The organism is Micromonospora sp. NPDC000207 (assembly GCF_040300925.1).
Lineage (GTDB): Bacteria > Actinomycetota > Actinomycetes > Mycobacteriales > Micromonosporaceae > Micromonospora.
This window is the reverse complement of the sequence record NZ_JBEPEQ010000001.1, coordinates 1-23003: the sequence shown is the minus strand read 5'-3', so window position 1 is coordinate 23003 and position 23003 is coordinate 1. Positions and strand designations below refer to the sequence as shown.

The 23003-nt window shown below is 71.9% G+C and carries 31 protein-coding genes; 10 read left to right on the top strand and 21 right to left on the bottom strand.

Annotation, left to right across the window (positions count from 1 at the left end; genetic code table 11):
- Window positions 1-57: 57 nt before the first annotated feature.
- From ABT336_RS00155 to ABT336_RS00100, 12 genes are all read right to left on the bottom strand, one after another.
- Window positions 58-534 carry an FxLYD domain-containing protein gene (locus ABT336_RS00155; protein WP_350894244.1) on the bottom strand — a complete coding sequence of 159 codons (477 nt, stop codon included), beginning with the start codon at window positions 532-534 and terminating at the stop codon, window positions 58-60.
- A gap of 101 nt (window positions 535-635) precedes the next feature.
- Complete coding sequence (locus ABT336_RS00150; protein WP_350894243.1) at window positions 636-1097, bottom strand: hypothetical protein; 462 nt, start codon at window positions 1095-1097, stop codon at window positions 636-638.
- Window positions 1097-1606 carry a hypothetical protein gene (locus tag ABT336_RS00145; protein ID WP_350894242.1) on the bottom strand — a complete coding sequence of 170 codons (510 nt, stop codon included), beginning with the start codon at window positions 1604-1606 and terminating at the stop codon, window positions 1097-1099. The genes ABT336_RS00150 and ABT336_RS00145 overlap by 1 nt, the downstream gene beginning before the upstream one ends.
- 1 nt (window position 1607) lies before the next feature.
- On the bottom strand, window positions 1608-1868 hold the full coding sequence (locus ABT336_RS00140; protein WP_350894241.1) for a hypothetical protein: 261 nt from the start codon (window positions 1866-1868) through the stop codon (window positions 1608-1610).
- A gap of 93 nt (window positions 1869-1961) precedes the next feature.
- Entirely contained in the window at window positions 1962-2792 is an 831-nt protein-coding gene (locus ABT336_RS00135) for an ABC transporter permease (protein WP_350894240.1), read from the bottom strand.
- The gene (locus ABT336_RS00130) at window positions 2789-3346 is read right to left on the bottom strand and encodes a helix-turn-helix domain-containing protein (RefSeq protein WP_350894239.1); all 558 of its coding nucleotides are present in this window, start codon (window positions 3344-3346) and stop codon (window positions 2789-2791) included. The genes ABT336_RS00135 and ABT336_RS00130 overlap by 4 nt, the downstream gene beginning before the upstream one ends.
- Window positions 3343-3498: a hypothetical protein gene (locus ABT336_RS00125; protein ID WP_350894238.1), complete on the bottom strand. Its 156-nt coding sequence runs from the start codon at window positions 3496-3498 to the stop codon at window positions 3343-3345. Before ABT336_RS00125 ends, ABT336_RS00130 begins: the two co-directional genes overlap by 4 nt.
- 79 nt (window positions 3499-3577) lie before the next feature.
- Window positions 3578-3757 carry a hypothetical protein gene (locus ABT336_RS00120; RefSeq protein ID WP_350894237.1) on the bottom strand — a complete coding sequence of 60 codons (180 nt, stop codon included), beginning with the start codon at window positions 3755-3757 and terminating at the stop codon, window positions 3578-3580.
- A 243-nt stretch (window positions 3758-4000) separates the two neighbouring features.
- Entirely contained in the window at window positions 4001-4270 is a 270-nt protein-coding gene (locus ABT336_RS00115; RefSeq protein ID WP_350894236.1) for a hypothetical protein, read from the bottom strand.
- Window positions 4267-5454, bottom strand: coding sequence for a helix-turn-helix domain-containing protein (locus tag ABT336_RS00110; protein ID WP_350894235.1), 1188 nt, complete (start codon window positions 5452-5454; stop codon window positions 4267-4269). The genes ABT336_RS00115 and ABT336_RS00110 overlap by 4 nt, the downstream gene beginning before the upstream one ends.
- Window positions 5455-5470: 16 nt before the next feature.
- Window positions 5471-5641: a hypothetical protein gene (locus tag ABT336_RS00105; RefSeq protein WP_350894234.1), complete on the bottom strand. Its 171-nt coding sequence runs from the start codon at window positions 5639-5641 to the stop codon at window positions 5471-5473.
- A 160-nt stretch (window positions 5642-5801) separates the two neighbouring features.
- On the bottom strand, window positions 5802-6989 hold the full coding sequence (locus tag ABT336_RS00100; RefSeq protein WP_350894233.1) for a helix-turn-helix transcriptional regulator: 1188 nt from the start codon (window positions 6987-6989) through the stop codon (window positions 5802-5804).
- Between the two features lie 218 nt (window positions 6990-7207).
- Between ABT336_RS00100 and ABT336_RS00095 the strand changes: the two genes are divergently transcribed.
- On the top strand, window positions 7208-7627 hold the full coding sequence (locus ABT336_RS00095; RefSeq protein WP_350894232.1) for a winged helix-turn-helix domain-containing protein: 420 nt from the start codon (window positions 7208-7210) through the stop codon (window positions 7625-7627).
- 124 nt (window positions 7628-7751) lie between these two features.
- Window positions 7752-8111, top strand: a complete 360-nt coding sequence (locus ABT336_RS00090) for a hypothetical protein (protein WP_350894231.1) — start codon at window positions 7752-7754, stop codon at window positions 8109-8111.
- Between the two features lie 252 nt (window positions 8112-8363).
- Here the strand turns inward: ABT336_RS00090 and ABT336_RS00085 are convergent, their stop codons facing one another.
- The 3 genes from ABT336_RS00085 to ABT336_RS00075 form a co-directional block, all read right to left on the bottom strand.
- Complete coding sequence (locus ABT336_RS00085) at window positions 8364-8882, bottom strand: hypothetical protein (protein WP_350894230.1); 519 nt, start codon at window positions 8880-8882, stop codon at window positions 8364-8366.
- Between the two features lie 82 nt (window positions 8883-8964).
- Window positions 8965-10191: a helix-turn-helix domain-containing protein gene (locus ABT336_RS00080; RefSeq protein WP_350894229.1), complete on the bottom strand. Its 1227-nt coding sequence runs from the start codon at window positions 10189-10191 to the stop codon at window positions 8965-8967.
- On the bottom strand, window positions 10178-10348 hold the full coding sequence (locus ABT336_RS00075) for a hypothetical protein (RefSeq protein WP_350894228.1): 171 nt from the start codon (window positions 10346-10348) through the stop codon (window positions 10178-10180). The genes ABT336_RS00080 and ABT336_RS00075 overlap by 14 nt, the downstream gene beginning before the upstream one ends.
- A gap of 141 nt (window positions 10349-10489) precedes the next feature.
- On the opposite strand from ABT336_RS00075, the gene ABT336_RS00070 reads away from it, so the two are divergent.
- Window positions 10490-10900, top strand: a complete 411-nt coding sequence (locus tag ABT336_RS00070) for a GntR family transcriptional regulator (RefSeq protein WP_350894227.1) — start codon at window positions 10490-10492, stop codon at window positions 10898-10900.
- A gap of 47 nt (window positions 10901-10947) precedes the next feature.
- On the opposite strand, the gene ABT336_RS00065 is transcribed toward ABT336_RS00070, so the two are convergent.
- The gene (locus tag ABT336_RS00065) at window positions 10948-11235 is read right to left on the bottom strand and encodes a DUF4190 domain-containing protein (protein WP_502891067.1); all 288 of its coding nucleotides are present in this window, start codon (window positions 11233-11235) and stop codon (window positions 10948-10950) included.
- 191 nt (window positions 11236-11426) lie between these two features.
- On the opposite strand from ABT336_RS00065, the gene ABT336_RS00060 reads away from it, so the two are divergent.
- The 5 genes from ABT336_RS00060 (at window position 11427) to ABT336_RS00040 (ending at window position 14520) form a co-directional block, all read left to right on the top strand.
- Window positions 11427-11780, top strand: coding sequence for a type II toxin-antitoxin system RelE/ParE family toxin (locus tag ABT336_RS00060; RefSeq protein WP_350894226.1), 354 nt, complete (start codon window positions 11427-11429; stop codon window positions 11778-11780).
- Window positions 11777-12076 carry a helix-turn-helix domain-containing protein gene (locus ABT336_RS00055; protein ID WP_350894224.1) on the top strand — a complete coding sequence of 100 codons (300 nt, stop codon included), beginning with the start codon at window positions 11777-11779 and terminating at the stop codon, window positions 12074-12076. Before ABT336_RS00060 ends, ABT336_RS00055 begins: the two co-directional genes overlap by 4 nt.
- Before the next feature lie 193 nt (window positions 12077-12269).
- Complete coding sequence (locus ABT336_RS00050; RefSeq protein WP_350894223.1) at window positions 12270-12833, top strand: DUF2231 domain-containing protein; 564 nt, start codon at window positions 12270-12272, stop codon at window positions 12831-12833.
- A complete protein-coding gene (locus ABT336_RS00045; RefSeq protein WP_350894222.1) occupies window positions 12830-13285 on the top strand; it encodes an Hsp20/alpha crystallin family protein in 456 nt (151 codons plus the stop codon). Before ABT336_RS00050 ends, ABT336_RS00045 begins: the two co-directional genes overlap by 4 nt.
- A gap of 158 nt (window positions 13286-13443) precedes the next feature.
- The gene (locus tag ABT336_RS00040; protein ID WP_350894221.1) at window positions 13444-14520 is read left to right on the top strand and encodes a glycosyltransferase family 9 protein; all 1077 of its coding nucleotides are present in this window, start codon (window positions 13444-13446) and stop codon (window positions 14518-14520) included.
- 140 nt (window positions 14521-14660) lie between these two features.
- Here the strand turns inward: ABT336_RS00040 and ABT336_RS00035 are convergent, their stop codons facing one another.
- Window positions 14661-15524 carry a glycosyltransferase family 2 protein gene (locus tag ABT336_RS00035; RefSeq protein WP_350894220.1) on the bottom strand — a complete coding sequence of 288 codons (864 nt, stop codon included), beginning with the start codon at window positions 15522-15524 and terminating at the stop codon, window positions 14661-14663.
- Window positions 15521-17563 carry a D-glycero-beta-D-manno-heptose 1-phosphate adenylyltransferase gene (gene rfaE2 / locus ABT336_RS00030; RefSeq protein ID WP_350894219.1) on the bottom strand — a complete coding sequence of 681 codons (2043 nt, stop codon included), beginning with the start codon at window positions 17561-17563 and terminating at the stop codon, window positions 15521-15523. The genes ABT336_RS00035 and rfaE2 overlap by 4 nt, the downstream gene beginning before the upstream one ends.
- Window positions 17564-17683: 120 nt before the next feature.
- Here rfaE2 and ABT336_RS00025 point away from each other — a divergent pair, with 120 nt between their 5' ends.
- Together ABT336_RS00025 and ABT336_RS00020 are read left to right on the top strand one after the other, a co-directional pair.
- A complete protein-coding gene (locus tag ABT336_RS00025; protein WP_350894218.1) occupies window positions 17684-18232 on the top strand; it encodes a type 1 glutamine amidotransferase domain-containing protein in 549 nt (182 codons plus the stop codon).
- Between the two features lie 152 nt (window positions 18233-18384).
- The gene (locus tag ABT336_RS00020) at window positions 18385-20034 is read left to right on the top strand and encodes an MDR family MFS transporter (protein ID WP_350894217.1); all 1650 of its coding nucleotides are present in this window, start codon (window positions 18385-18387) and stop codon (window positions 20032-20034) included.
- Window positions 20035-20041: 7 nt separating this feature from the next.
- On the opposite strand, the gene ABT336_RS00015 is transcribed toward ABT336_RS00020, so the two are convergent.
- The 3 genes from ABT336_RS00015 to ABT336_RS00005 form a co-directional block, all read right to left on the bottom strand.
- Window positions 20042-20533 (bottom strand): NUDIX domain-containing protein, encoded by a 492-nt coding sequence (locus ABT336_RS00015; protein WP_350894216.1) that lies wholly within the window; start codon window positions 20531-20533, stop codon window positions 20042-20044.
- Window positions 20534-20715: 182 nt separating this feature from the next.
- Entirely contained in the window at window positions 20716-21726 is a 1011-nt protein-coding gene (locus ABT336_RS00010) for an NADPH:quinone reductase (RefSeq protein ID WP_350894215.1), read from the bottom strand.
- A 142-nt stretch (window positions 21727-21868) separates the two neighbouring features.
- On the bottom strand, window positions 21869-22732 hold the full coding sequence (locus tag ABT336_RS00005; RefSeq protein ID WP_350894214.1) for a MerR family transcriptional regulator: 864 nt from the start codon (window positions 22730-22732) through the stop codon (window positions 21869-21871).
- Between the last annotated feature and the right edge of the window lie 271 nt (window positions 22733-23003).

The following is a 23003-nucleotide window of genomic DNA, read 5'->3' as shown; positions in this document are numbered from 1 at the left end:
TAGATGACGATGCGCCCCGCCTTCGAGAAGAGGCGGGGCGCATCGTCATGCCCAGAGTTAGGAGATCCCCACGATCTTGCACTCCACGGTGCCCGTCGGGGTCGCGTTCAGGATCGTCGTCTCCTCACCGCGGACCGTGTCGCCGGCCGGCACCTCGCCCACCCGGGCTGTGTCCGTGTCCACTCGGGCGCCCGTCGCGTCCCGGTACTCCAGCTTCAGGCTGACCCGGCGGGCCGCGCTGCCGTTGTTCGTGACCGTGTACCCGATCTTGCCGATGCCGATCGTGCTGATCTCACACGCGGTGAGCTGGGCGTCGATGTCGTCCAGGCCCCGCCGGTCCATCGCGGCGCCGGCGGCGATGACGCCACCGCAGATCAGCATGGTCAGGGCCAGGCAGCCGATGCCGGTCAGGGTGAGGATCCCGGCCGTGCTCTTGGCCCAGCTGGTGGGGCGCGGGGGCGGCGGGGTGGGGTGGTACTGCGGGGGGTATGGGTGCGCCGGCGGCGGGCTGCCGGGCGGGGGAAGCGTGGTCATGGCGGGACACCGTACCGGCCACCCTGGACGGTGGCGGCACCTCCGTCGGGTAGCCGACTGCGCTGGCCCGCCCCACCTATCGGGGGCGGACCAGCGGACGGTCATGCTTGGGCGATCCTGGCCGCCCGGGTGTCCCGGATCCGGCGCTTCGCCGTCGACTCCGACACCTCGTGCTCGTCCATCACCTGCTCGACGATCCGGGCGTACGGCACGTCCCGGTCGAGCAGCTCCTCGATCGTCTCCTCGATCGTCAGCGGCTCATCGTCCTCGTCGACGTCGTTGTCCAGGTCCTCGTCGACGACCCGGACCCGCCGCCCGCCGACGGTGGCGATCCGCCCCCACCAGCCGGTGTCAGGCTCGGTGTCATCGGTGTCAGACACCTCGCTGACCTGGCGGTTGACCCTGACACCGGGGGTGTCCCCCTCGTTGGGGGAGAGGGCCCCGGATGCCTTCCGGTGCTCCACGATCCCCATGACGATCAGGAAGGCGGCCAGGGCGATACCGAGGGCGGCGGGCCCGCCCCAGCCCCGGGAGGCCTCGGCGGCAGCGATGGTCATGTGCATCAGACGGCTCCGAACAGGAAGGCGGGAACGGGGGCGATGATCGCGGTGGCGATGTCGAGCAGCACGTGGGTCATCTCGCCGATGAACCCCTTGGAGAGGTCGGACATCAGCCCGAGCGGGACGGCCGCGGCCCACAGCGGCAGGTTGAGCCGGTACAGGCCGGACGGCTTGAACTGGAGGGTGGCGAACCTGCCCAGCTTCTTGCTGGCCTTGACGGGCAACATGCACCCGACGACGTAGATCCACAGGACGCCGATCAGCGCGCCGATGATCAGGTTGATGCTGGCGCCGGCGATGTAGGCGTCACCGGTCTGGTCGAGCAGGCCCTGGATGATCCCGCGGAGCTGCTCGACGGTCCACACGTCGAGCGGCGAGCCGTTGAAGCCCTCACGGATGGCCGTGACCGCCATGAGGAAGGCCAGGCGGTCCCGGATCGAGTTCGGCCCGATGCTCATGTAGTCGACGAGCAGGGCGAGCAGCAGCACGATGAACACGGCGGTCGGGGACACGTCAGACCCCCGGCCGGTCGACGAGGAGCTGCCCGGTGGCCGCGTCGCGGACCTCCAGGCGCGGACGGTCCATCGGCTCGCCGTCGGCGAGGGCGGCCCGGGTGAGCTGCTGGAGGTGCAGGTCGAGGGTCATGTCGATGCTGGGCGAGTCGAGGTCGAGGGTGACCAGGTGCTGGCGGCGGTGGAGCACCTCGTACCGGCCGTCGAAGATGTGGAGCCGGCACCGGCGGGGGCCGGCCGGGTTGGTGGGGTCGTGCGTCATCATGGTGGTCCTGCCTTTCGAGGTGGGGGCCCCGGGGCGCGGCGTGCTGTCCAGGCCGAGCCGCGCCCCGGGGAGCTACTTACTGAGCCGGGCTTACGCCCGGTGGTCCGCTTCGCGTACCAGGTGGGCTAGGGCCGCCCCCATGCCGAGGACCGCCACCGGCAGGCAGGCGACCAGCATGGTGATCCACCACGGAGCCCGGGTCTCCCCGGCGGCGACGAGCAGGTGGTACGCGACCTGCCCGAGCGACCCAATGCCGAGCGACCCGAGGGCGGACCACTTGGCGAAGGTGCGGGCCCGGACCGGAACCCGGCCGGACAGCCACACGTAGAGGGCGTACGCGCCGTAGGTCTCGACCCCGATCGGCAGGGTGATCGCGCTGTCGATGGTCGCCCAGGACCCGGGCTCGACGATCCCGGGCAGCAGGTCGACCATCCCGAACCCGGTGAGCTTGCCCAGGCCCACCCACCCGGACCAGACCGCGACGAACGCGGGCAGGGCGAGCAGGACCACCGGCCACACCGACACCGGCCGCACCCGGCCGGGCTCGGTGGGCGTACCCGGGTGTCCGTCGCCCGCGACCTGCGGCTCCGACTCCCGAGCGGGGGCGTCGGGGGCGTGGTCGGGCAGGTCGACGTCGGGGTGGGTCTCGGCCGGGGTCGGCTCGGCCGGCACCGGGTCCGGGCCGATGGGCTCGGCGTGCACCCACGGGTCCGAGGTGGGCTCATCGGTGGGCTCGGCGAGCGCCTGGACGTGCTCGGCGACCAGGAGGCCGCGGAGCTCGTTGGCCTTGGGCACGCCGATGCGGAGTTCCTTCATCAGTCGGTTCCTCGAGGGGATCTCGCCGAGCCGCTTGGAGAGGGCCTGGGCGTCAGGGAGTAGGTCGGCGGCCGAGCGGGGGTAGATGCTGGCGGCCACGGTCACCGGGCACCCCCGACGACCTCGGACCGGCAGGGGATGCACCGGCCTGCGGGCTGCCCGACGTGGCCGGGTCGCTGGCACCGGTCACCCCCGGGCGGCGGCGGGAGGGCAGCCCCCCGGCGCTCCGGGGTGTTCTTGTTCTTCGGGATCCACTGACGCCAGTTTCCGCGCTCGCGCGGCTTCTTCTTCACCCCTTCACCACTTCGGGTGTCACCCTGGCTGTCACCCCCGGCGGCCGAATCTGACACCCCCGCGCCCTGGTTTGGCACCCCCGGCCCGGCATTCGTCACCCCCTGGACGGCGGCGGCGACGAGCCGGTAGACCCGGGTGGCCCGGCCGGCGACCTGACGCCAGACGATCCGGCCGGCGGTGACCAGCTTGGCGATGGCCCGCTGCACGGTGCGCTCGGAGCAGTCGGCGTACTCGGCGATGGTGGCCACCGACGGCCAGGCGTCGCCGGCGGAGTTCATGTGGGCGGCGATCGCCACCGCGACGTTGCGCTCGTTCTTGCCCAGGCCCTTGGTGGCGAGGAGGGCTGCCTTCACGTGCTGGCTCACCGGGCACCCCCGGCGGTGGCCGGGCGGACCAGGGCGGCGCCGGTCAGCAGGGCGGCCCGGAGGCCGGAGACGGGGCCACCGTAGGCGGCCACCAGGCGGCGGCGGGGCGGGGCGGTGTGCGCGCACGGGCGCACGTCAGCCAGAATGGCCATGGGTCAGGACCTCTGTTCCTGATCAAGGGCCCGGCCGGAGCTGCAATCTCCGTGTCCGGGCCCGACTTGCGTCGGGTGTTCAGTTGTTGGGTTGCTCGGCGTACTGCTCCAGCAGCCGTGTGACGACCTCGGCGAACCGCTCGCCTCGCTGTTTCGCTCGGGCACGGGCCGCGTCTTGTACTGCCCTCGGCACCCTCACGGTGAGCAGCGGGGTCAGGCCGGTGGCCGGTCGTCCCGGCCGGCGTCTTGCCTCGCTCATGCGGGTAAACGTACGACACTAATCCGAGTGATGCAAGTCAAGATCTGGGGGTCCGGGCCCGGACCGTCGGTGACCTGCTGACCAGAGCCGCCCCGCCACCCGAGGGCGCGGCCGGCGGCTGGAGAGTGGCCGCGCCGACAGGCATCACCCTGCACGCCACAGGCCGGGCCCAGCAACCCGCCTGACCCCGGCCTGTGGATAACCCCCGCCTGTGGATAACCGCCTGATCACGACCCCGGTGTGCTACCGGCTACCGGCCACCGCGTCGTAGAGCACCTCGGCCCGGACCGCGACCCGCACGCACCACGCCCGGGCACACGCGCCCGCACCCGAGCACTCCGGCAGGTGCCCGCGAACCCACACCATGCCCACCGGTGCCCCGCCGGCCGAGGCCACCGCGACGGCGACCGTCCGCACCTCCAGCGGCACCGACCCCGGCAGGCCGAGGTGGCTCGCCCAGTCACCGGCGGCCAGCGACAGCCGGAGCCCGGCCGGGACCGTCAGCGCGGTCACCGTGCGCCGTCCAGGCCGAGTGCCTCCCCCAGGGCAGTCAGGCGCGGATCCGGTCGGCGCGTCCGGCGCAGCACCGTCTCCAGTAGTGCCCGACCCGCTGGCCGTACCCGCACCTCCCCCGGAGCGATCAGATCGGCCTCCAACAGGGCAGCCCCGGCAGCCGTCATCCGCCCCAGGTGCGCGTACCCCCGGGCGGCGTCGACGAGTTGCTCGGCCCGAGCCCCGGGCGGCTGCGCTCGCCAGCCAGGTCGTTCGATAGCCCGCTGGTGGGTGTCGATCGCACTGTCGGCGTTCCCGAGCTCCACCGCCGCGGCGATCCGGACCCGGTCCACCAGCGCAGGCCCGAACGCCGTCCAGTGATAGTTCTGTCCGTCACCGATCCGTTCGGCGATGTCGTCCGCCTGGTCGACGAGCTCGGACACGGTGAGGTCGTCGTCCATCTGCGAGGCGCTCATGGCCGCCTGCAGCAGCAGGCTGCCGTACACCGACAGGTGCTCGTCTGCGGCTCGGTGCGGATCGGGTGGGGCCATCCGGTGGGCGACCGAGACGCACAACTCGAAGGCTCGGCGCGGCTGCCCCATGTCGCGGACCACCCCGCCGAGCGGAACGGCGGCGCAGGCCGCGAGCAGCTGGTCGCCGGTGTCGTCGGCAGCGGTGAGAGCGCGGTCGGCAGCGATCCACGCCAGATGGGCCTGGCCGAGCCGTCGCAGCACCGTGGTGGTCAGCTGGTACGCCTGGCTGACCGTGCTGGCCGACTCGGCGGTGCCGGTCTGGCGTCGGTGCCGTTGAGCAGCGCGCAGCAGCACGGGCAGGGTCTGCAGGAGCTGGTCGTAGCGGCCGTACTGCAGGGCCAGCCAGCCATGCGCGGTCGCCTTGGCCAGCTCCCTGACCGGCCGGTCCGGCCCGTCAGCCGGGCCGACGACCGCGTCGTAGCGGGTGAGCGCCTCCGCGATCGCCCCGACCTCGCCGGGCACGCGGACCTCGTCCATCTCCTGGGCGTTGGTGAGGAGAGCGACGTCGACGCCCAGGGCGTCGGCGACGTCCTGCAGTACCGACATCTTGTCGAGCCGGCGGACCCCGCGCTCGACCTTGTCCACCCACGACTTCGACTTCCCGATGCGGTCGGCGAACACCTGCTGCGACAGGTTCCGCCGGCTGCGCCAGTATGCGACCCGCCGCCCCACCGGGACGGAATTGTGGTCAGGACCGGCCACGGCGTCCCACCCGGACAGCTCGGGTGGTGTCGTCGAGCGGCGTTCGCTCGGCCTCGGCCAGGTCCAGGATCCGCTGCTTCGCCGCCTCGTGCTCGGCCGCCTGGACCTCCGCCCCGGACACGGGCGGATCGACAGCCTTACGGGTACGTCTGATCATCGCCATCCCCCTGCGACTGGTGGCCGGGGACGGCTCTACTAGGCGCGCGCCCCGGAGATTGGGGGCGACGGTGGCTGCACACATCGCTGGATTCGGATGGGACCACCGCCGCCCAACTCCGAAGATAGGGCGACGTCAGTGCGGTGCTCGTAACAGTCAGTTAGGAAATGTCAGGGTCCAGCGGGTCGATCCCCACCCGGACCGCGAGATCCCGCAGCTGGTCCGAACCACGTCGACGCGCGTCCCGCACCATCTGCCCCGTGATCTCCCGCACCGCTGCCCGCGACCGCAGCTCCTGCGACGAGATCTGGTCGGCCGCAAGGAACTGGCGAACAGCCCGGTCGGAATCGCCAGCAGCGTAGTGGCCGCGCCCCGCGTCGATGTGGAGCCGGGCACGCCGCTGCGCCCCCCGCAGCGCAGTCTGGTCCACCTGCCGCGCGTACACCGGAGCTCGCTCCGGCTCCCCGTTCTCCAGGGCAATCCCGACCCGCCATGTAGCCACGTTGGCCTGCGAAAACTCCATCCGCCACCGATCCGGGCCGTCGGCACGGCGCAGCGCCCCTTCCGCCTCCGCGTAGTGGGCAGTGGCGTCATCACCCCGGCCGAGCGACGCTGCGGAGATCGCGGCATGAAGACGCAGCAGCCCGTACCAAGACGCAAGGTCGCCGGTCGCGATGTCACCGACCTCGTCGGCCGCCGCCGCCGCGAGCGTGTATGACCGGCGCTGCGACCCACCGGTCAGCGCCACCTGCGCGACGGCGAACGCGGCTGCGGCGATCTCGTCGGGATTCCCGAGCCTCTGCGCGGCCAGCTCGGAACGCTCCGCCAGTCGCATCGACAGGTCGACATGCCCCAGGCTCTTGAGGCCTACCGCCCCGGTGAACGCCACCCGGGCCAGCAGCGCCAGGCCGGCCTGCTCAGTCTCGTCGGCGTTGGCCAGGTGCCGGGCGTCCTCCACCAGGGCGGGAAGCAGGCTGGCGTAGGTCACGTAGTCGCACGACATCCGGGCGTGCAGGGCGGCGTCGGCGCGCCTGGCCACGTCGCCGACGTCCGGAAGCGGCCCCTCCGGGTCTTCGTCGAGCGCGCGACGAATGCCGGGCACCGCAGCGTAGACCGCAAGGTCGGTAGCGTCCCGGGGCTGGATGGGCTGGGCGGTGAGGTCCTCGACCCGCACCCCCAGGGCGGTGGCCAGAGCGATGATCAGGGACCGCTTCGTGACCGCCCGCTTCCCACCTTCGATCATGGTGATGTACGCGGCGCTGACTCCCACCCGGTCAGCGAGCTGCTGCTGGGTCATGCCGCTGGTGGTTCGCCACTTCGCGATGCGCAGTCCGATGTAGTCAGCCACGGAGGCCCTCCCGCACGAGGGTGACCAGATCCCCGCACGGATCCAGCGCTGTAACTCGACCGTACGGGGTGTCGTCGATGGCTGCTACTGTGACTCGCGCGCAGGGGGCCGGACCGCACATCCGGCCCCCGTTGCTGTTCCCGGGCCCCCTCGTTGTCGAGATTGAGGTACCCGGGTACCTGAGGGGCCTCACGTTGGCCTCCGCCTACGGTGCGTGCGTGATCTACCCCGGGCGCGGTCCGATCGGCTACGTGGAGCTGGCCGACATCGTGCGCGCCCTCATCACGTCCGGGCAGCTCAAGCCCGGTCAGCGGCTGCCCTCAGAGGCATCCCTGTCGCAGACGTACGGCGTGTCCATCAAGACCGCCCGAGCAGCGCTTCGGGAGCTCCGGTCGGAAGGCCTGGCGGTGTCGGTGCGAGGTTACGGGGTGGTCGTGCGCGAACAGTTCGAGCCGACCCGGATCCTCCTGGAGGCTGGAGACGAGGTGTCGGCGCGACAGCCCACGCCCCAGGAGCGCGAGGACTACCAGGTGCCCGAAGGGGTGCCGCTGATCGTTGTGCATCACCGGGATGGATTGCAGGATCTTTACCCCGCTCATCTGTACCGGGTGGCCACTCGGTCAGATTCGGGCAGCTAGGGAGATCCCGCTCCTGACGGACAGGTGGGCAGGTTACACGATCCGGCACCGAAGGTGCGCTATTTGTAAAGAATCTGGCGTCACCGTTGCCTCACCCCGTGTCCCATAGACGAAACTCCCACGAATGGAGAGCACGTGGGGGACACGAGGCCACGAGCCTCAATTGACATCGGGACTCAAGCTCGAGCACGGCTACCTGTACCTGGCCTTGGTGCTCGCCGGAGCTGCTGCAGCCGCAGCCGGCGCCGTCGCGCGACGCGATGGCGTGGTGGCCAGGGTCGACCAGGTGCTGGCGCGGCTCGACCAGGTGGGCGAGCGGCGACGCAAGTCGGACGCGGACATCTGGTGGAGCGGGTACGCGGCAGGCTTGGAGGACGCGGCAGGGGGCGGCAGTGGCCGGCTGGCCGGTGTTGTTGTGCCGATGCGGCGCGGTGACAGGAGCGGTGACACTGGACGACGAATGAATGGATCAGATATGCATTGAATAGCTTGCGGATTCCTGCTCTGACCTGCGCACACGTCAAGTAGTTCGGAACGGTTCGGACCGTTCCGACCTACTCGTAATGCGTAGGTCGACGGTTCGATTCCGTCAGGCGGCTCGGTTCAGAAGCCCAGGTCAGGCGACCTGGGCTTCGCCGTTTCCGGAGCCGGGCGTGCCTCGTCGCCGGTGTCGGGTTGCACGGGTAGTTGCAATACGTCGCGTGAACGACCGGCTGCGGGCAGGGGCGGCCGGGGGTCACGCCGACGTGCGCCCCGCAGACGGAGCAGGAACTCTGAGGTGCCACGACTGGACTCCTTCGGGGAACTGGTAGTCGGGGTGCTTGTCGACCTCTGGCTCGGCCCCGGACCCGCCTGCCGACGTACCACGGAGGTAGGTCACCGAACCGTTACCGGCGGTGATCCTGATCGCGGCGGCGACCGGCACCTCTACACCCGGCTGGCCGCACAACTCCCACGCGGTCAGCTGCTCGGGGCGGGTCGCGTCGAGAAGCCGGTGGGCGAAGACGAGCGCGCGGGCTGCGCGTAGCCGGGGCGGCGGCATCTCGTCGGGCAGTGGCACGGCTCGGGCGTCGCGCGGGGGCACTGCCACCCACAGCATCGCCGACGACCCGGACCGATGGCTGATCTTGATCCCAGCCGGTGACTGGCCCCCGGGCTGCGTGTCCTGGCCGTACCGCTCGACGGCGGTGACGTCCGGGTGCTCGGCTGCCTCGAAGAGGGCCTGCATCATGTCCAGGACCTGGGATACCTGCACAGGGCCTCTCCTGATCTTCGGGGATTCGGGGGCAGCTCACGGGCGGGGTAAGTGTATCGGTGGGGGCGTGGATCCCTGACGTTCACCGGGCCAGGTGGGCGGTGAGGCCGCACGCTTCGGCCAGGCGTACCAGGAGGGGGTCCGGTCTGGGGGTGCCGCGCAGGACGGTCGTCAGGACGGCGTGGGCGTGCGGTCGGAGGCGTACCTCGGGTGGGGCGATCCGGTCCGCCGCGAGCAGTGCCCGACCGGCCGCCGGTAGGTCGTCGAGGTGGGCGTACCCGTGGGCGGCGTCCACGAGGTGGTCCGCCCGGGTGCCGGGCGGCAGCCACCCGTACCCGGGTCGGGTCCTGGCCTGTTCGTGGCGGGCGACGGCGGTCACCGGGTCACCCAGCGTGACCGCCGCGGCGATCCGGACCCCTTCGACGAGGGGCGGACCGAACGCCGTCCAGTGGTGGTTCTCCCCGGGGCCGACCAGGTCGGCGACGTCACCGGCCTGGTCGACCAGCTGGGCCACGGCGCTGTCGTCGCCGAGTTGCGCCGCGCACATCGCCGCCTGCAACAGCAGGAACCCGTGGACCGACCGCCACTCGCCGACCGGCTGGTCCGGCGCGGCCAGCCGGTGGGCGACGGTCACGCACAGTTCGTAGGCGCGGCGCGGTTGACCCAGTTCCCGGACCACCCCGCTTAAGGTCGACACCGCCCGCGCGGCCAGCACCTCGTCACCGACGGCACCGCCGACGGCCACCGCCCGGTCGGCGGCCACCCACGCGACCGGCGTCTGCCCGACCTTGCGTAGCAGAACGGCAGTGAGTTGGTACGCCTGGCAGAGCAGCACCGCCGACTCGGTGTCCCCGTGTCGCCCCCGGTGTGCCTGCACCTCGGCGAGCAGGCGGGGCAGCCCACGGAACAGCCTGTCGTAGCGCCCGTACTGGAACGACAGCCACCCGTGGGCCACCGCCTGCCGCAGGTCGGTGACCGGAGGATAGGACGGGCCGGACGGGGTGACGATGGTGTCGTACCTGGCCAGGACCTCCCGGATGCGGGCCACCCCGTCGCCGACCTGCGCCCCGGCAGGCGGCTGCGCACCGTCGACGGCGAGGACGAGTTGGGCCACGTCGATCCGGAGCGCGTCGGCGATCTCCCGCAACACCGACACCCGGTCCAGCCGACGTACCCCACGCTCGACCTTGTCCACCCACGACTTCGACTTCCCGAGCCGGTCGGCGAACACCTGCTGCGACAGCTGCCGTCGAACCCGCCAGTAGGCCACCCGCCGACCCAGCGGCACACTGTTGTCAGGACTGAGCATCACGCCACCGCCGCTCCGGTACGGCCTGGGTGGTGTCCTCCACCGGCGTCCGCTCCGCCTCGGCGAGCTGGAGGATCCGCTGCTTCGCCGCCTCGTGCTCCGCCGCCTGGATCGCCGCCCCGGACACCGACGGTTCCTTGCGGGTACGTCTGATCATCGCCATCCCCTGCGCACAGTGTGATCGGCTGCGTGATCGTTTGATCACACACCGATTCTTCGAGAGGCGACGATCGTTGTCAAGATTGGTCTAGACAACTATGCCAATTTAGTTCTCAGGGGTCCTATCTAACCTTCGGGTGTGATCTATCCGGCGTCTGGCCCTGTCGGTTACCAGCAGGTGGCCGACGTCCTGCGCGCCCAGATCACCTCCGGCGAGCTGCGCCCCGGCCAGCGACTGCCGTCCGAAGCCGCCTTGGCGCAGACGTACGGCGTGGCGCGGCTGACGGCCAGGGAGGCGCTCAGGATGCTCAGGGGTGAAGGGCTGGCGGTGTCGGTCCGGGGGTACGGGGTGGTGGTGCGGGAGCCGGTCGAGTCGGAGCCGGTCCACGCCGACGTGGACGACCGGATCTCGGGGCGGATGCCCAGCCCTCGTGAGCGGGAGTCGCTCGACGTGCCAGAAGGTGTTCCGCTCCTCGTGGTGACCCATCCCGACGGTTCCCAGGATCTGTACCCTGCCGACCGGTACCACGTGACCTTTCGGCGGCGGTGAGGATCGGTCCGGGGACGGGCCACCCACGAGAGCGGCGGTCATGAGCCTCAGGCGCCGGAGCCACCGGAAGCCATGAGGAGGGCGACGCCCACGAAGTACAGGATTCCGAGCACGGTGAAGGCGTAACCCAGGACGAGCCCCACGGTGGCCAGACCGTTGCCCTGCTCGCCGCTCTGGCGGATCTGCCGCTTGGCCATGTGGCCCAGCACGATGCCCACCGGAGCGAAGACGAAGGCGAAAATCAGTGACAGGAGCGCCAGAAGATTCGTGCCCCCGAGAGTGGTCGGTCGGCTCGCCGGGGGCGCCTGGTGCTCGCGAACGGCAGTCTCACTCATCGTTACCTCCTCTGTGGTCTTCACTTCCCCCAGTGATCTCCAATCTGGCCGGTCCGGAAACCCCGGGCGGAGGGGAGAGGGCTCTTGAGATCCCCTCGCCGGATCACCCCGCACGCCTGACGGTTCCGAAAACGGCGCCGCACGATCGGGGCGGTCCGACAGCTCAGCATCCGAGATATAGCATCGATGCTATGACTTGGGGTAGTGTCGAGCTGGAACCAGAAGTCCGAGAGTGGTTGGAGGGGTTGTCGAGCGCAGACTTCGCCAGAGCGGCGTTCTACGTCGATCTTCTTGCCGGCAGAGGGGTATTTCTCGGCGAGCCGCACACCAGGCAACTCGACGGCAAGTTACGGGAGTTGCGTTTCTACCTGGAGCGCGACGCGGTCCGCGTTACCTACTGGATAGCCTCCGATCGGAGAATCGTCCTGCTGACCGTGTTCCGCAAGACACGGATGCGGGAGTACCAGGAGGTCGAGCGGGCGCGGCGGGCGCTCGACCGTTGTGCGGCGGAGCGGCACACCGTGAACGAGGGGGCAGAGGGATGAGTGGTCGGGTCGACTGGAACGAGATACGCGACCGGCGGATGACGGAGCCGGGCGCTGCCGAGGCGTACGAGTCCACCCGGATCGCCTTCGAGTTGGGCCGGGAGGTGAGGCACCTGCGTGAACACAACGGCTGGAGCCAGACGGAGTTGGCTCGGGCGGCTGGAATGACCCAGTCGGCGGTCGCTCGCTTCGAGGCGGGCGGAACAGTGCCGACGCTGCCGGTGCTCGAACGCCTCGCCAGAGCGTTGAACATGAGACTCGACGTCCGGTTCGCGCCGAACGCCGATGCAGCGTGACGGCCGCTTCCCCGAGCCTGCTCCGGTAGCTTTCGGGCCACGCCCCAAGTCGGCAGGGGATTCCACCGTCACGTGATCGTCTCGTCGGCGTTGACCCCGGTGACAGCGTTCGGGCGCTCGCGATTCGCCGGCGGCAGCCGGGGTACCACGTCGAGGACGCCCCAGTGTTCGCGAGCAGCAGTGGAGACCCGCCATGGAGAGCCGTCTGAAGGTGCTGGGCCATCCGGTCCACCCGATGCTCGTGATGTTCCCGGTCGCGCTGCTTGTCACCACGGTGCTCTTCGACGTGGTCGACGTGGTCGGCGGGCCGGACTTCCTCGGCGAGGTCGCGTACTGGAATCTGAGCGTCGGCCTGGTCGGCGGCCTGCTCGCGGCGGCGGCCGGGTCGTTCGACCTGCTGGCGATCCCCTCCGGTACGCGGGCCAAGCGGGTCGCGTTGACCCACGCCGCCGCGAACGTCGCGGTGATTCTGCTCTTCGCCGCCGTCTGGGTGGTACGCCTCAACGCCGACTCCCGGGCGGCCGGGGGTGCGCTGCTCGCCATCGAACTGGTCGGGTTGGCGATCCTCGCGATCAGTGCCTGGCTGGGCGGGGAGCTTGTCGACAGGCTCGGTGTCGGGGTGGACCGCGACGCCCACCTGGACGCCCCCAGCTCGCTACGCCCCGCCGGTGCGGCAGGTGGCCCCGGCCCGTCCGGCGGCCCGGGTGCCGACGGCGGACCCGGTGCGGGTGGGCACCGGACGGGGGAGGGGCGGTGACGGGTCGGGGTGCCGGTGACGGGCTGCCCCGGGTCGGCCCGCCGGAGATCGAGCTGACCGAGGCCGCCGACGGGTGGCAGGTGATCGTACGGCTGCCCGGGGTGGCACCCGAGGAGGTCGCCGTCGAACTCCACGACCGGGAGCTGTGCGTACGGGCCCGCTCCGAGGCGGAGGTCAACGCCGACCAGGGGATACCCGGCGGGTCCGAGACCCGGGGGTTCGAGCATCTGATCGACCTGCCCGCCCCGGTGGACCCGTCGGCCATCGACGCGGTGATGGACCACGGGTTGTTGCACGTCCGGCTGCCCCGGACCACCCCCCGGACGATTACCGTCGGCGGTGCCCGTCGGACCCCAGGCCCGGTGGGCCGCACCGTCGACACCGTCGACCCGGCCGCCGACCGGGAACTACACGCCCCCGACCCGCCCCCGGGCGACCCCGACCGCCGGTGACCGGCCCGACGACGACCCCGGCCGTCGGGTCACCCGGCCCGGCCGGTGCAGTCGGTCCACTCAGCTCACCCGGCTCGCTCGGGCCGCTCGGTCCACTCAGCTCACCCGGCTCGCTCGGGCCGCTCGGTTCGCTCGGTTCGCTCGGTTCGCTCGGGCCGTTGGGGGATCTGGTGCCGGGGGTGGAACGGATCGCCGTCCTGCGCGCCAACGCACTCGGCGACTTCATCTTCGTACTCCCCGCACTCGACGCGCTGCGCGCCGCGTACCCGAAGGCGGAGATCGTGTTGCTCGGTGCGCCGTGGCACGCGAACCTGCTCCGCGACCGGCCCGGCCCGGTGGACCGGGTCCTGGTGGTGCCGCCGGCCCCCGGGATCCGGGTCGCCGACCCCGGTGAGGCCGACGGGCAGGTGGACGGCTTCCTCGCCGAGGCCCGCGCGGAACGCTTCGACCTGGCGTTGCAGCTGCACGGCGGCGGGGCGAACTCCAACCCACTGGTCACCGGAGTGGGCGCCCGGGTCACCGCCGGGCTGCGGGCCGAGGACGCGCCGCCGCTGGACCACTGGATCCGGTACGTCTACTACCAACACGAGGTGCTCCGCTACCTGGAGGTCGTGGCGCTGGTCGGGGCGGGCGCGACCACCCTCGTACCGAGGTTCGCGGTGACCGACGCCGACCGGAACGAGGCCCGCGCGGTTCTCGGCGACCCCGACCGCCCCCGGGTCGCCCTGCACCCCGGGGCCTCCGACACCCGCCGCCGCTGGCCCGCCCACCGGTTCGCCGAGGTCGCCCGGGACCTCACCGGCCAGGGGTACGACGTCCTGATCACCGGTACGCCAGCAGAGCGGGACGTCGTCGAACGGGTGGTCACCGAGGCCGACGCCCCCGTCCGCCCCCTGATCGGGGCGTTGAGCCTGGGCGCGTTGGCCGCCTGCTACGCCGACTGCGCGGTGGTGGTCTCCAACGACACCGGCCCCCTGCACCTGGCGGCGGCCGTCGGGACCCCCACCGTCGGCGTCTACTGGGTGGGCAACCTGATCAACTCCGGGAGTCTGGTCCGCGCCCGGCACCGGCCGATCGTCTCCTGGACCGTGCACTGCCCGGTCTGCGGGGCGGACTGCACCCGGGGCCTCTACCCGCACCGGGAGGGCACCGGCGAGTGCCCGCACCGGGACTCCTTCGTCGCCGACGTCCCCGTCGCCGAGGTCCTGGAAGCCGCCCGCGAACTCCTCCCCTGACCCGCGTCCCGCCCCCCCCTGCTGCGTCGGCGGTCGCGGCGGCGGGTCGCGGCGGCGGGTTGCGGCGGTTGCGGCGGCGGGGGTTGCGGCGGTAAGGAGGGGACCCTTCTATACCGTATGCGTTAATAGGGGGCCCTTCCTTACGGCAGGTCGGGGAGGGTGGTGTGCCAGGCTTCGGGGCCGCGGTCGGTGACGGTGGTGGGGGATTCGAGGTGGTACGCCCCGCTGGGCAGGACGCCTGCGCCGCCGTCGCGCGCCAACACAGCGAGTTGGGCGGCCACGTCCTCGCCCTGGTGGTCGGCGGGGACCCGCCGCCAGAAGTCGAACCCGCCCGCGTCGACGAGTTTCGCCCTGTCGAACAGGACACAGCCACCGATCCAGGACACCTTGTACGCCCGCCACGTGTCCGGTGGGATGTCCAGTTCGGCGGTGACGTGGAGCAGGTTCGCCGCCGAGTGGATCTGCGCCCGGTCCCACTCCGGGGTGTCGGGGCGTACCCGTTCGGGCACCGGCCGCCCGGTCCACTGCTCGTAGTGCCGGTGGGTGTCGGGGCGTACGTCGTCGAGGTAGGACAGCCCGTGGACGGCGTTGCCGACGAACCCGCACCCCAGCTCGTCGAGGGCGGTGACGAGTCGGCGTACGCTGCCCGGTTCCAGCCACACGTCGTCGTCGAGGCAGAGGACGTACCGGGCTGCCGAGGCGGCCAGCAGGTACGCCCGGTGCTCGGCGAGCCCGCGCCGGGGCAGCCGTCGGGTCAGCAGCACCGGGTGCCCCCGGTGGCGTAGCGCCCGGACCATCGTGGCCGCCGCCGGGTGGGCGTACGCCGGGTCGTCGTCGGACTGGTCGCTGACCACCACCCCGAATCCGGGTACGCCCTCCTGGGCGGCCAGCCCGGCCAGGGTGACAGCCAGTTCGGCGGGGCGGTTGCGGGTGGGGACGAGCACGTCGAGGCGACGTTCCCGGCGGAACCCTTCTGGCGTACCGGGGTCGAGGGGCCGGTTCACTGTGACGGGTCCGGTACGGTCCGACCCGACGCCACCCCCTCCGTGCCGCTCGAAAGCCCCTCGCCTGCCGGAATCCGTTCGCCCGCCGGAATCCGTTCGCCCGCCGGAAGTCGTTCGCCCGTCTGGGGCTGTTCCACCGCCGGAATCCGGTCACCGGCTCGGATTCGTTCGATGATGGCCGAGGTGGAGCGGTCCGGGGTGTACCCGAGGGTGCGGACCTGACCGCCGAGCCGACGTACCAGCGGTGCCTCGGGCACCAGCTCGGGCGGGTAGTCGCCGCCCTTGACGTACACGTCGGGTCGGACCACCCCGATCAGTCCGGCCGGTGAGTCCTCCCCGAAGACCACCACGTGGTCCACACAGGACAGTGCGGCGAGCAGTGCGACCCGGTCCTCGACGGGGTTGACCGGCCGGTCCGGCCCCTTGAGCCGCCGTACGCTGTGGTCGGAGTTGACGGCGACGACGAGCAGGTCACCGAGGGTCCGGGCCTGTTCCAGGTAGCGGACGTGGCCGGGGTGCAGGACGTCGAAGCACCCGTTGGTGAAGACCACCGACCGCCCGGCCTCCCGCTGCCCGGCGACGATGGTCGCCAGTTCGTCGGCGTCGACGACGACCGGGCGGGTGTCGTCGCCCGGGTTGCCGCCCAGCGCCCCGAGCAGGTCCTCCCGTCGGCAGACGCAGGTCCCGGTCTCCGACACGGTGATCGTGGCGGCGAGTTGGGCGAGCTGTGCGGCGATCGGCAGGGGCGCGTCGGCGGCCAGGGCCAGGGTCATCGCCGCCAGGTAGACGTCGCCCGCGCCGACCGCGTGACTGGCCGGGACGGGGGTGCTGTGGCTGCGTCTCGGGGTGCCCTCGGCCCCGCCGACGATCGCCCCGTCCGTGTCCAGGGTCACCGCCACCACGTCGGCCCCGGTCCGTCGGCGCAGTTCGGCGAGGCGTGCCTCGGCCAGGACCGCCCTGTCGACGCCCTCCCCGGTCTCGGCGTTGACTGTGACCCCGGTGCCGGTCACGCTCAGCCCGTCCCCGGTCATCGCCACCCGTCCCTCGCCGGGCGTCGGTTCACCCCGGGGACCGGTGTCCGAGGGTCCGGGGTCCGAGGGTCCGGGGTCCGAGGGGCCGGTGTCCGAGGGGCCGGTGTCCGAGGGGCCGGTGTCCGACCCGCCGGTGTCCGACCCGCCGGTGCCCGCGAGGCCGGTGCCCGAGAGTGCGGGGTCCGAGAGTGCGGGGTCCGAGGGGCCGGTGTCCGACCCGCCGGGGGCGGTGCCCACTGTCAGCTCGGACGGGCCGTCGGTCGGGTCGTGTCCGGGGTGGTCGAGGTGCAGGTCGTCGGGGGCGGTACGGCGTACCCCGGGGCCGCCGACCCGGGCCAGCAGCCGGGTCGCCTCGGCGAAGCTGGGGGTGACCACCGTCGGGGCGAGCCCGTGCCAGTCGGCCAGGTCGTGGGCGTCCAGCGCGACTGTGGCGTACCGGTCCCGAGCGGTGATCAGCCAGGCCCGCACCGGGGCGGGCAGGGCACCGAGCCCGTAGTCGCAGACCACGAGGGTGGGCGCGGCCCCTGCGGCGGCGGCCTTCAGCTCCTCGGTGGCGCAGTCGAGGGCGGTGAGCAGCCGTTCCACCCCTTCGGCGGTCAGCGGGTCCGGGTCGCCGGAGTCCTCGCGGAGCAGGATCTGGTCACCGGCGAGCATCCGTCGTTTCACCGGGGTCGGTCGACCCGGTTCGTTGACGGTCCGGTCCCAGACCCCCGCCCGGTCCAGGCAGTCGTGCAGCTCGTCCCCGGCGGCGTCCCCGCCGACGGGCGCCACGAGTACGGCCCGTCCGCCCAGCGCGGCGACGTTGACGGCGGTGTTCGCCGCGCCGCCCGCCGCCGAGATCCGACGTCGGAGGGTGAGTACGGGGGCCGGGGCCTCCCGGCAGAGCCGTTCGGAGTCGGCGAACCGCCAGTCGTCGACCATGGCGTCCCCGATCACCAGTACCGGTCGTTCCCGCCAGCTCTGCACCACTGAGGCGAGCCGGCCCTGTCCCGCAGCTGCGTGCGCCATGGGCTGCGGGTCCCCCGGCCCGCCCCGGTCAAACCTGTCGACGAGGGCACCCCGCCGGGGGTGTTTCGGGGCACCGGGGCAGGGAACGGATTTTGTCGGGACACGGAGAGGAGAACTCGGATGACATCGACGACGTTGCAGGGCAAGCGGATCGCGTTCCTGGCCACCGACGGGGTGGAGGAGGTCGAGTACGTCCAGCCCCGGGAGGCGGTGGAGCAGGCCGGGGCCAGTGTCGAGCTGGTCTCCCTGAAGCCCGGCACGATCAGGTCCTTCGACCACCTCGACCACTCGAAGGCGTACGACGTGGATGTGACGGCCGCGGACGCCGACCCGGGCCGGTTCGACGCGCTGGTGTTGCCAGGTGGGGTGGCGAACCCGGACTTCCTGCGGGCCGACCCGGACGCCGTCGCCTTCGTGAAGGCGTTCTTCGACGCGGGCAAACCGGTCGGGGTGATCTGCCACGGCCCGTGGACCCTGATCGAGGCGGGGGTGGTCGGGGGCCGCCGGATCACCTCCTGGCCGAGCCTGCGTACCGACCTGACGAACGCCGGGGCGAACTGGGTGGACGAGGAGGTGGTGACGGACGGCGGACTCGTCAGCAGCCGCAAGCCTGACGACCTGCCTGCCTTCTGCGCCGCGATCGTCGAGGAGTTCGCCGGGCGGCGCTGACCCCACGCGCAGGGGCGTCGCCGGTGGCGCAGGCGTGGCCACCGGCGACGCCGGGCCGAAGGGCCTCCTGGGCCGGGACACCGGCGTTCGACGTGCATGATCCGGGGCGTTCGGGAAATCCGGTCCGGGTGACGACGAGCGACGCAGCCCCGGTGTTGAATCCGCGACAGATCCGCCTGCTGATGGCGGGCCTGATGACAGGTATGTTGCTCGCCGCGCTGGACCAGACGATCGTCGGTACGGCGCTGCCCACCATCGTCGGCGAGCTGGGCGGGATCGACCACTACTCGTGGGTGGTGACCGCGTACCTGCTCGCCTCGACCGCCTCCACCCCGCTGTACGGGAAGATGGCCGACCTGTACGGCCGCCGCCCGGTGTTCCTCTTCTCCATCGTGACGTTCCTGGTGGGTTCGCTGCTGGCCGGTCTGTCGCAGAACATGACCCAGCTGATCCTCACCCGGGGGGTGCAGGGCATCGGCGCTGGTGGCCTGATGACGTTGGCGTTCACCATCATCTCGGATGTGGTGTCGCCCCGGGAACGGGGCCGCTACCAGGGGTTGTTCGGGGCGGTCTTCGGGGTGTCGTCGGTCGCCGGACCGCTGGTCGGGGGCTACTTCGCCGAGACCAACTGGCGGTGGATCTTCTACATCAACGTGCCGTTGGCGATCCTGGCCATCGCGGTCTGCACCCGGGTCCTGCGGCTGGTGCCGTTCACCAGGCGGGAACACGCAGTCGACTGGCTGGGGGCCACCCTCCTGGTGGCCGGGGTGAGCTCCCTGCTGCTGGCGCTGAGCTGGGGCGGCAACGAGTACGCGTGGGGAAGCCCGGCGATCGTCGGGCTCTTCGTGGCCGGGGCGGTCCTGGCGGTGCTCTTCGTCGTCAGGCAGGCCCGTGCCGCCGAGCCGATCCTGCCCCTGCGGCTGTTCCGGAGCCGGACCTTCTCGCTGGCCAACGTGGCCGGGTTCGTGCTCGGTCTGGTGATGTTCGGGTCGATCATCTTCATCCCGCTGTACCTCCAGATCGTCAAGGGCGCCTCCCCGACCCGCAGTGGTCTGCTGATGCTCCCGATGATGGTCGGGATCATCGGGACCTCGATCCTCACCGGTCGGGCGATGAGCCGGTTCGGCAGGTTCAAGTGGTTCCCGGTGGCCGGGTCGGTGGTGCTGGTCGCCGGAATGCTGCTGTTCACCAGGCTCCAGGTGGACAGCTCCCTCGGGCTCGCCTTCGGGTTCATGCTGATCATCGGCGTCGGGCTGGGGTTGTGCATGCAGTCGCTGATCCTCGGCGCGCAGAACGCGGTGGACCCCCGTGACCTGGGTGCCGGAACCTCGTCGGCGACCTTCTTCCGGTCCCTCGGGGGCGCGTTCGGGGTGGCCATCCTCGGCGCGGTGCTCTCCGCCCGGCTCGGCTCGGCCCTCGCCGAACGGCTGCCCGGGGCGATCGCCCAACTCCCGCCGGACCAGGCGGCCGAGGTGGCCGGGGCGGGCGGCACCGACATCTCGATCAACGCACCGGAGACCATCCTCGCCCTGCCCGATCCGGTACGCGCCGCAGTGCAGTCGGCCTTCGTCGACTCCCTGCACCTGGTCTTCCTGACCGCCGGGCTGGTCGCCGTGGTGGCGGTGCTCGTCACCCTCGCCCTGCCTGACGACAGGCTGCGGGGCGCGGGACCGCAGGGGGCCACCGGCGGGGCGGATCCGCTGGGCGGCCCGGCACCCGCAGCCGGGGGCAAGCCGCTGGCGAAGGAGTCGAAGGGGGAGGCCGCCGCCGACATGCAGTCCAAGAGTCAGACCATGATCTGAACCCCGGCTACTTGAGGATCAGCCGGTTGGTCTGCTCGAAGACGTCCAGGTCGGCGAGGGTCTCCGGGACCGACAGGGAGAGCGGTTCGGGCAGCTGCCCCGGCCGGAAGAAACCCGCCTCGGTGGTCTCGTCGGTACGCCGCATCAGCTGCCCGTCCCACTCGTCGACCCGGAACGCCGCGGTGAGGACCTGGTACGTGTGGCCGTACATGTTGGTCTGGATCCGGTCCGGGCCGGTGTAGAGGGCGAAGGCGCTGACCCGCAGGGCCCGCAGGCCGGTCTCCTCGCGGACCTCGCGGACCGCACAGTCGCCGATGGACTCGCCCAGCTCCATCGCCCCGGCGGGCAGCGCCCACTGGCCGTTGTCGGAGCGGCGGATCAGCAGGACCCGCGCCGCGTTGTCCCGGACGACGGCACGGGCACCGACGAACATCAGGGTCCGGTCACCGGCCAGCGCGCGGAGTTGCCCGACATAGGAGTCTGCCCAGGAAATACTCACCCGGACAATCTAGGGAAGTTTCTCCGCCCCGGTCCCGGATTTCGGGGAAGGGCGGCCCCGGCGTTCGCACCGCGCCGGGGCCGCCCGTCGTCACGGGGGTGTCCCCGCCCTCCCATTGTTGCGAAAGTTCCTCGCGGGTGTCGCGTCGACCGGAAAACCGGTCCGAACCGATCGGCCGACGATCACTCGCCGGTGGTCACCAGCACCTTCCCGACCGCCCCGCTCTCCACCGCCCGGTGCGCGTCGGCCGTCGCCGTCAGCGGATGCAGGTGCAGCGGCAGACCGGCCGCCTCACCGACCCGGACCGCCCCCTGCGCCACCGCCGCCGACACGTCGGACACCGCCCGCGCCTTCGCCGCCGACGGCTCCGTGTAGACCAGGACGAACTGCCAGCGGGCGTTCGGCACCATCGAACGCCGGATCGGCACCCGGACCTCGTCCCCGCCGTCGTCGGCGTACACGCAGACCGCCCCGCCGGGGCGCAGCAACGCCACGTCGGCCTCGGCGTTGCGCGCGGCGGAGACCTCCACGATGGTGTGCACCCCCTCCGGGGCGACCGCCCGGACCTCGGCCACCACGTCCTGCTCCCGGTAGTTGACCACGTGGTCGGCCCCGGCCGCCGCCGCGAGCCGGGCCTTCTCCGGGCTGCTGACGGTGGCGACCACAGTCGCGTCCGCCCACCTGGCCAACTGGATCGCCGCGTTGCCCACCGCCCCCGCCCCACCCTGGACCAGGACGACGTGGTCGGCCAGCGCCCCGGCGTGCAGGGCGTCCGGCACGAACTCCCCGGCGGTCAGACACCGGTGGGCGGTCAGGAACGGGATCCCCAGAGCCGCTCCCAACTCGAACGAGGCGTCCCCGAGCGGCACCGCCTGCCGGGCCGGGACCACCGTGTACTCGGCGGCGGTGCCCCACTGCCGTTGCCAGGCGGCCTCCCACACCCACACCCGTTCCCCGGTCAGCGCCGCGTCCACCCCGGCACCGACCGCCTCGACCACCCCGGCACCGTCCTGCCCGGGGATCTGCCAGTCACCGACGGCCGGCCCCTGTCGGCGGGACTTCCAGTCGGTCGGGTTCACCCCGGCCACTGCCAGACGCACCAGCACCTCACCCGGGCCGGGCTCCGGGACCGGCCGGTCCACCAGTTGCAGGACCGAGGCGTCTCCGCCGGTGTCGTACACGATCGCTCTCATCCGTACCTCCCGTCGGTATCGCTACCCGGATCGTCCCCGGTCCTGCCGCATCCGGCGACCCCGCCGGACAGGTCCGCACCGCCTCGCACCACCGACCCCGGCGACCCGGTCCGCACCGGGCCGGGTCGCCGGGGGTACGGAATCAGTCCGTCGCCGACGCCCGGGTGATGTACTCGATCATCTCCGGGCTCGGGCCGCTGTACTCCTGACGGATCTGGTCGGCGTTCTCCCCGTACATCTTGTACAGCGAGTCACGCAGGCCCGGGTCGTTGCCGTGGAACTCCGCCAGCAACTCCATCCAGCGCTGCGCCAGCGGGCGTACCCGAGGGTCGGTCGGTTCGGTGCCGGCCTCCATCTCGGCCTGCACCTGCGCGATCAACCTCGGCCACTCCTGCTCCACCGCGCGGATCGCCTCCTCCCCGAGGGTGGCCCGCCGCTGCTCCAGCGCGCCCATCTGCTCCTCGGTGAAGTAGTTGCGCATCGTGTTCTCCACCTTCTTGACCTCCTCGATCACCGCGAGCAGGTCGACGGACGTGGGCCGCCCGGCCGCCTGGACCGCAGGCAGCAGCGCCGCCAACCGGTGACGCAGGCTGCCGAGTGCGGCGAGCTGCCGGTCCACGTGAGCCAGGTGGTCCCGCAGCAGCGCGACCAGATCCCCGCCCGTCCCGGACCCGCCCGTTCCCGGTGCGGCCGTTCTCGACCCGGCCGTTCCCGGTGCCGTCGCTCTCGACCCGGCCGCCCTGGACGGTGCCGTCCTCGGCCCGGCCGGGTCGGTCCCCTCCGGGTCGCCGTCGAGCAGCGCCGCGATGGTCTCCAACGACAGACCCAGCTCCCGCAGGGCGACGATCCGGTACAGCCTGTCGACGTCCCGCTCGTCGTAACGCCGGTGCCCGGCCGACGTACGGGTCGACGGGCGCAGCAGCCCCACGTGGTCCCAGTGGTGCAGCGTGCGGACCGTCAACCCGGTACGCCGACACAGCTCACCGATCCGCCAGCCCGATTCCACGTCGTACTCCCTCTCGCACCACCGCGATCTGCGGTGGCAGGAACCGACGGTAGGACCTGACGTGGCGTCAGGTGCAACCCCGGAACCGGCGCACCGAGAGCGAGCCGGGCCGGACCGAGCCGATGGGCCGGGCCGGGCCGAGCCGATGGGCCGGGCCGGACCGAGCCGATGGGCCGGGCCGGACCGAGCCGATGGGCCGGGCCGGACCGAGCCGATGGGCCGGGCCGGACCGAGCCGATGTGACGAGCTGAGAACGGAAGAGCACACTTCG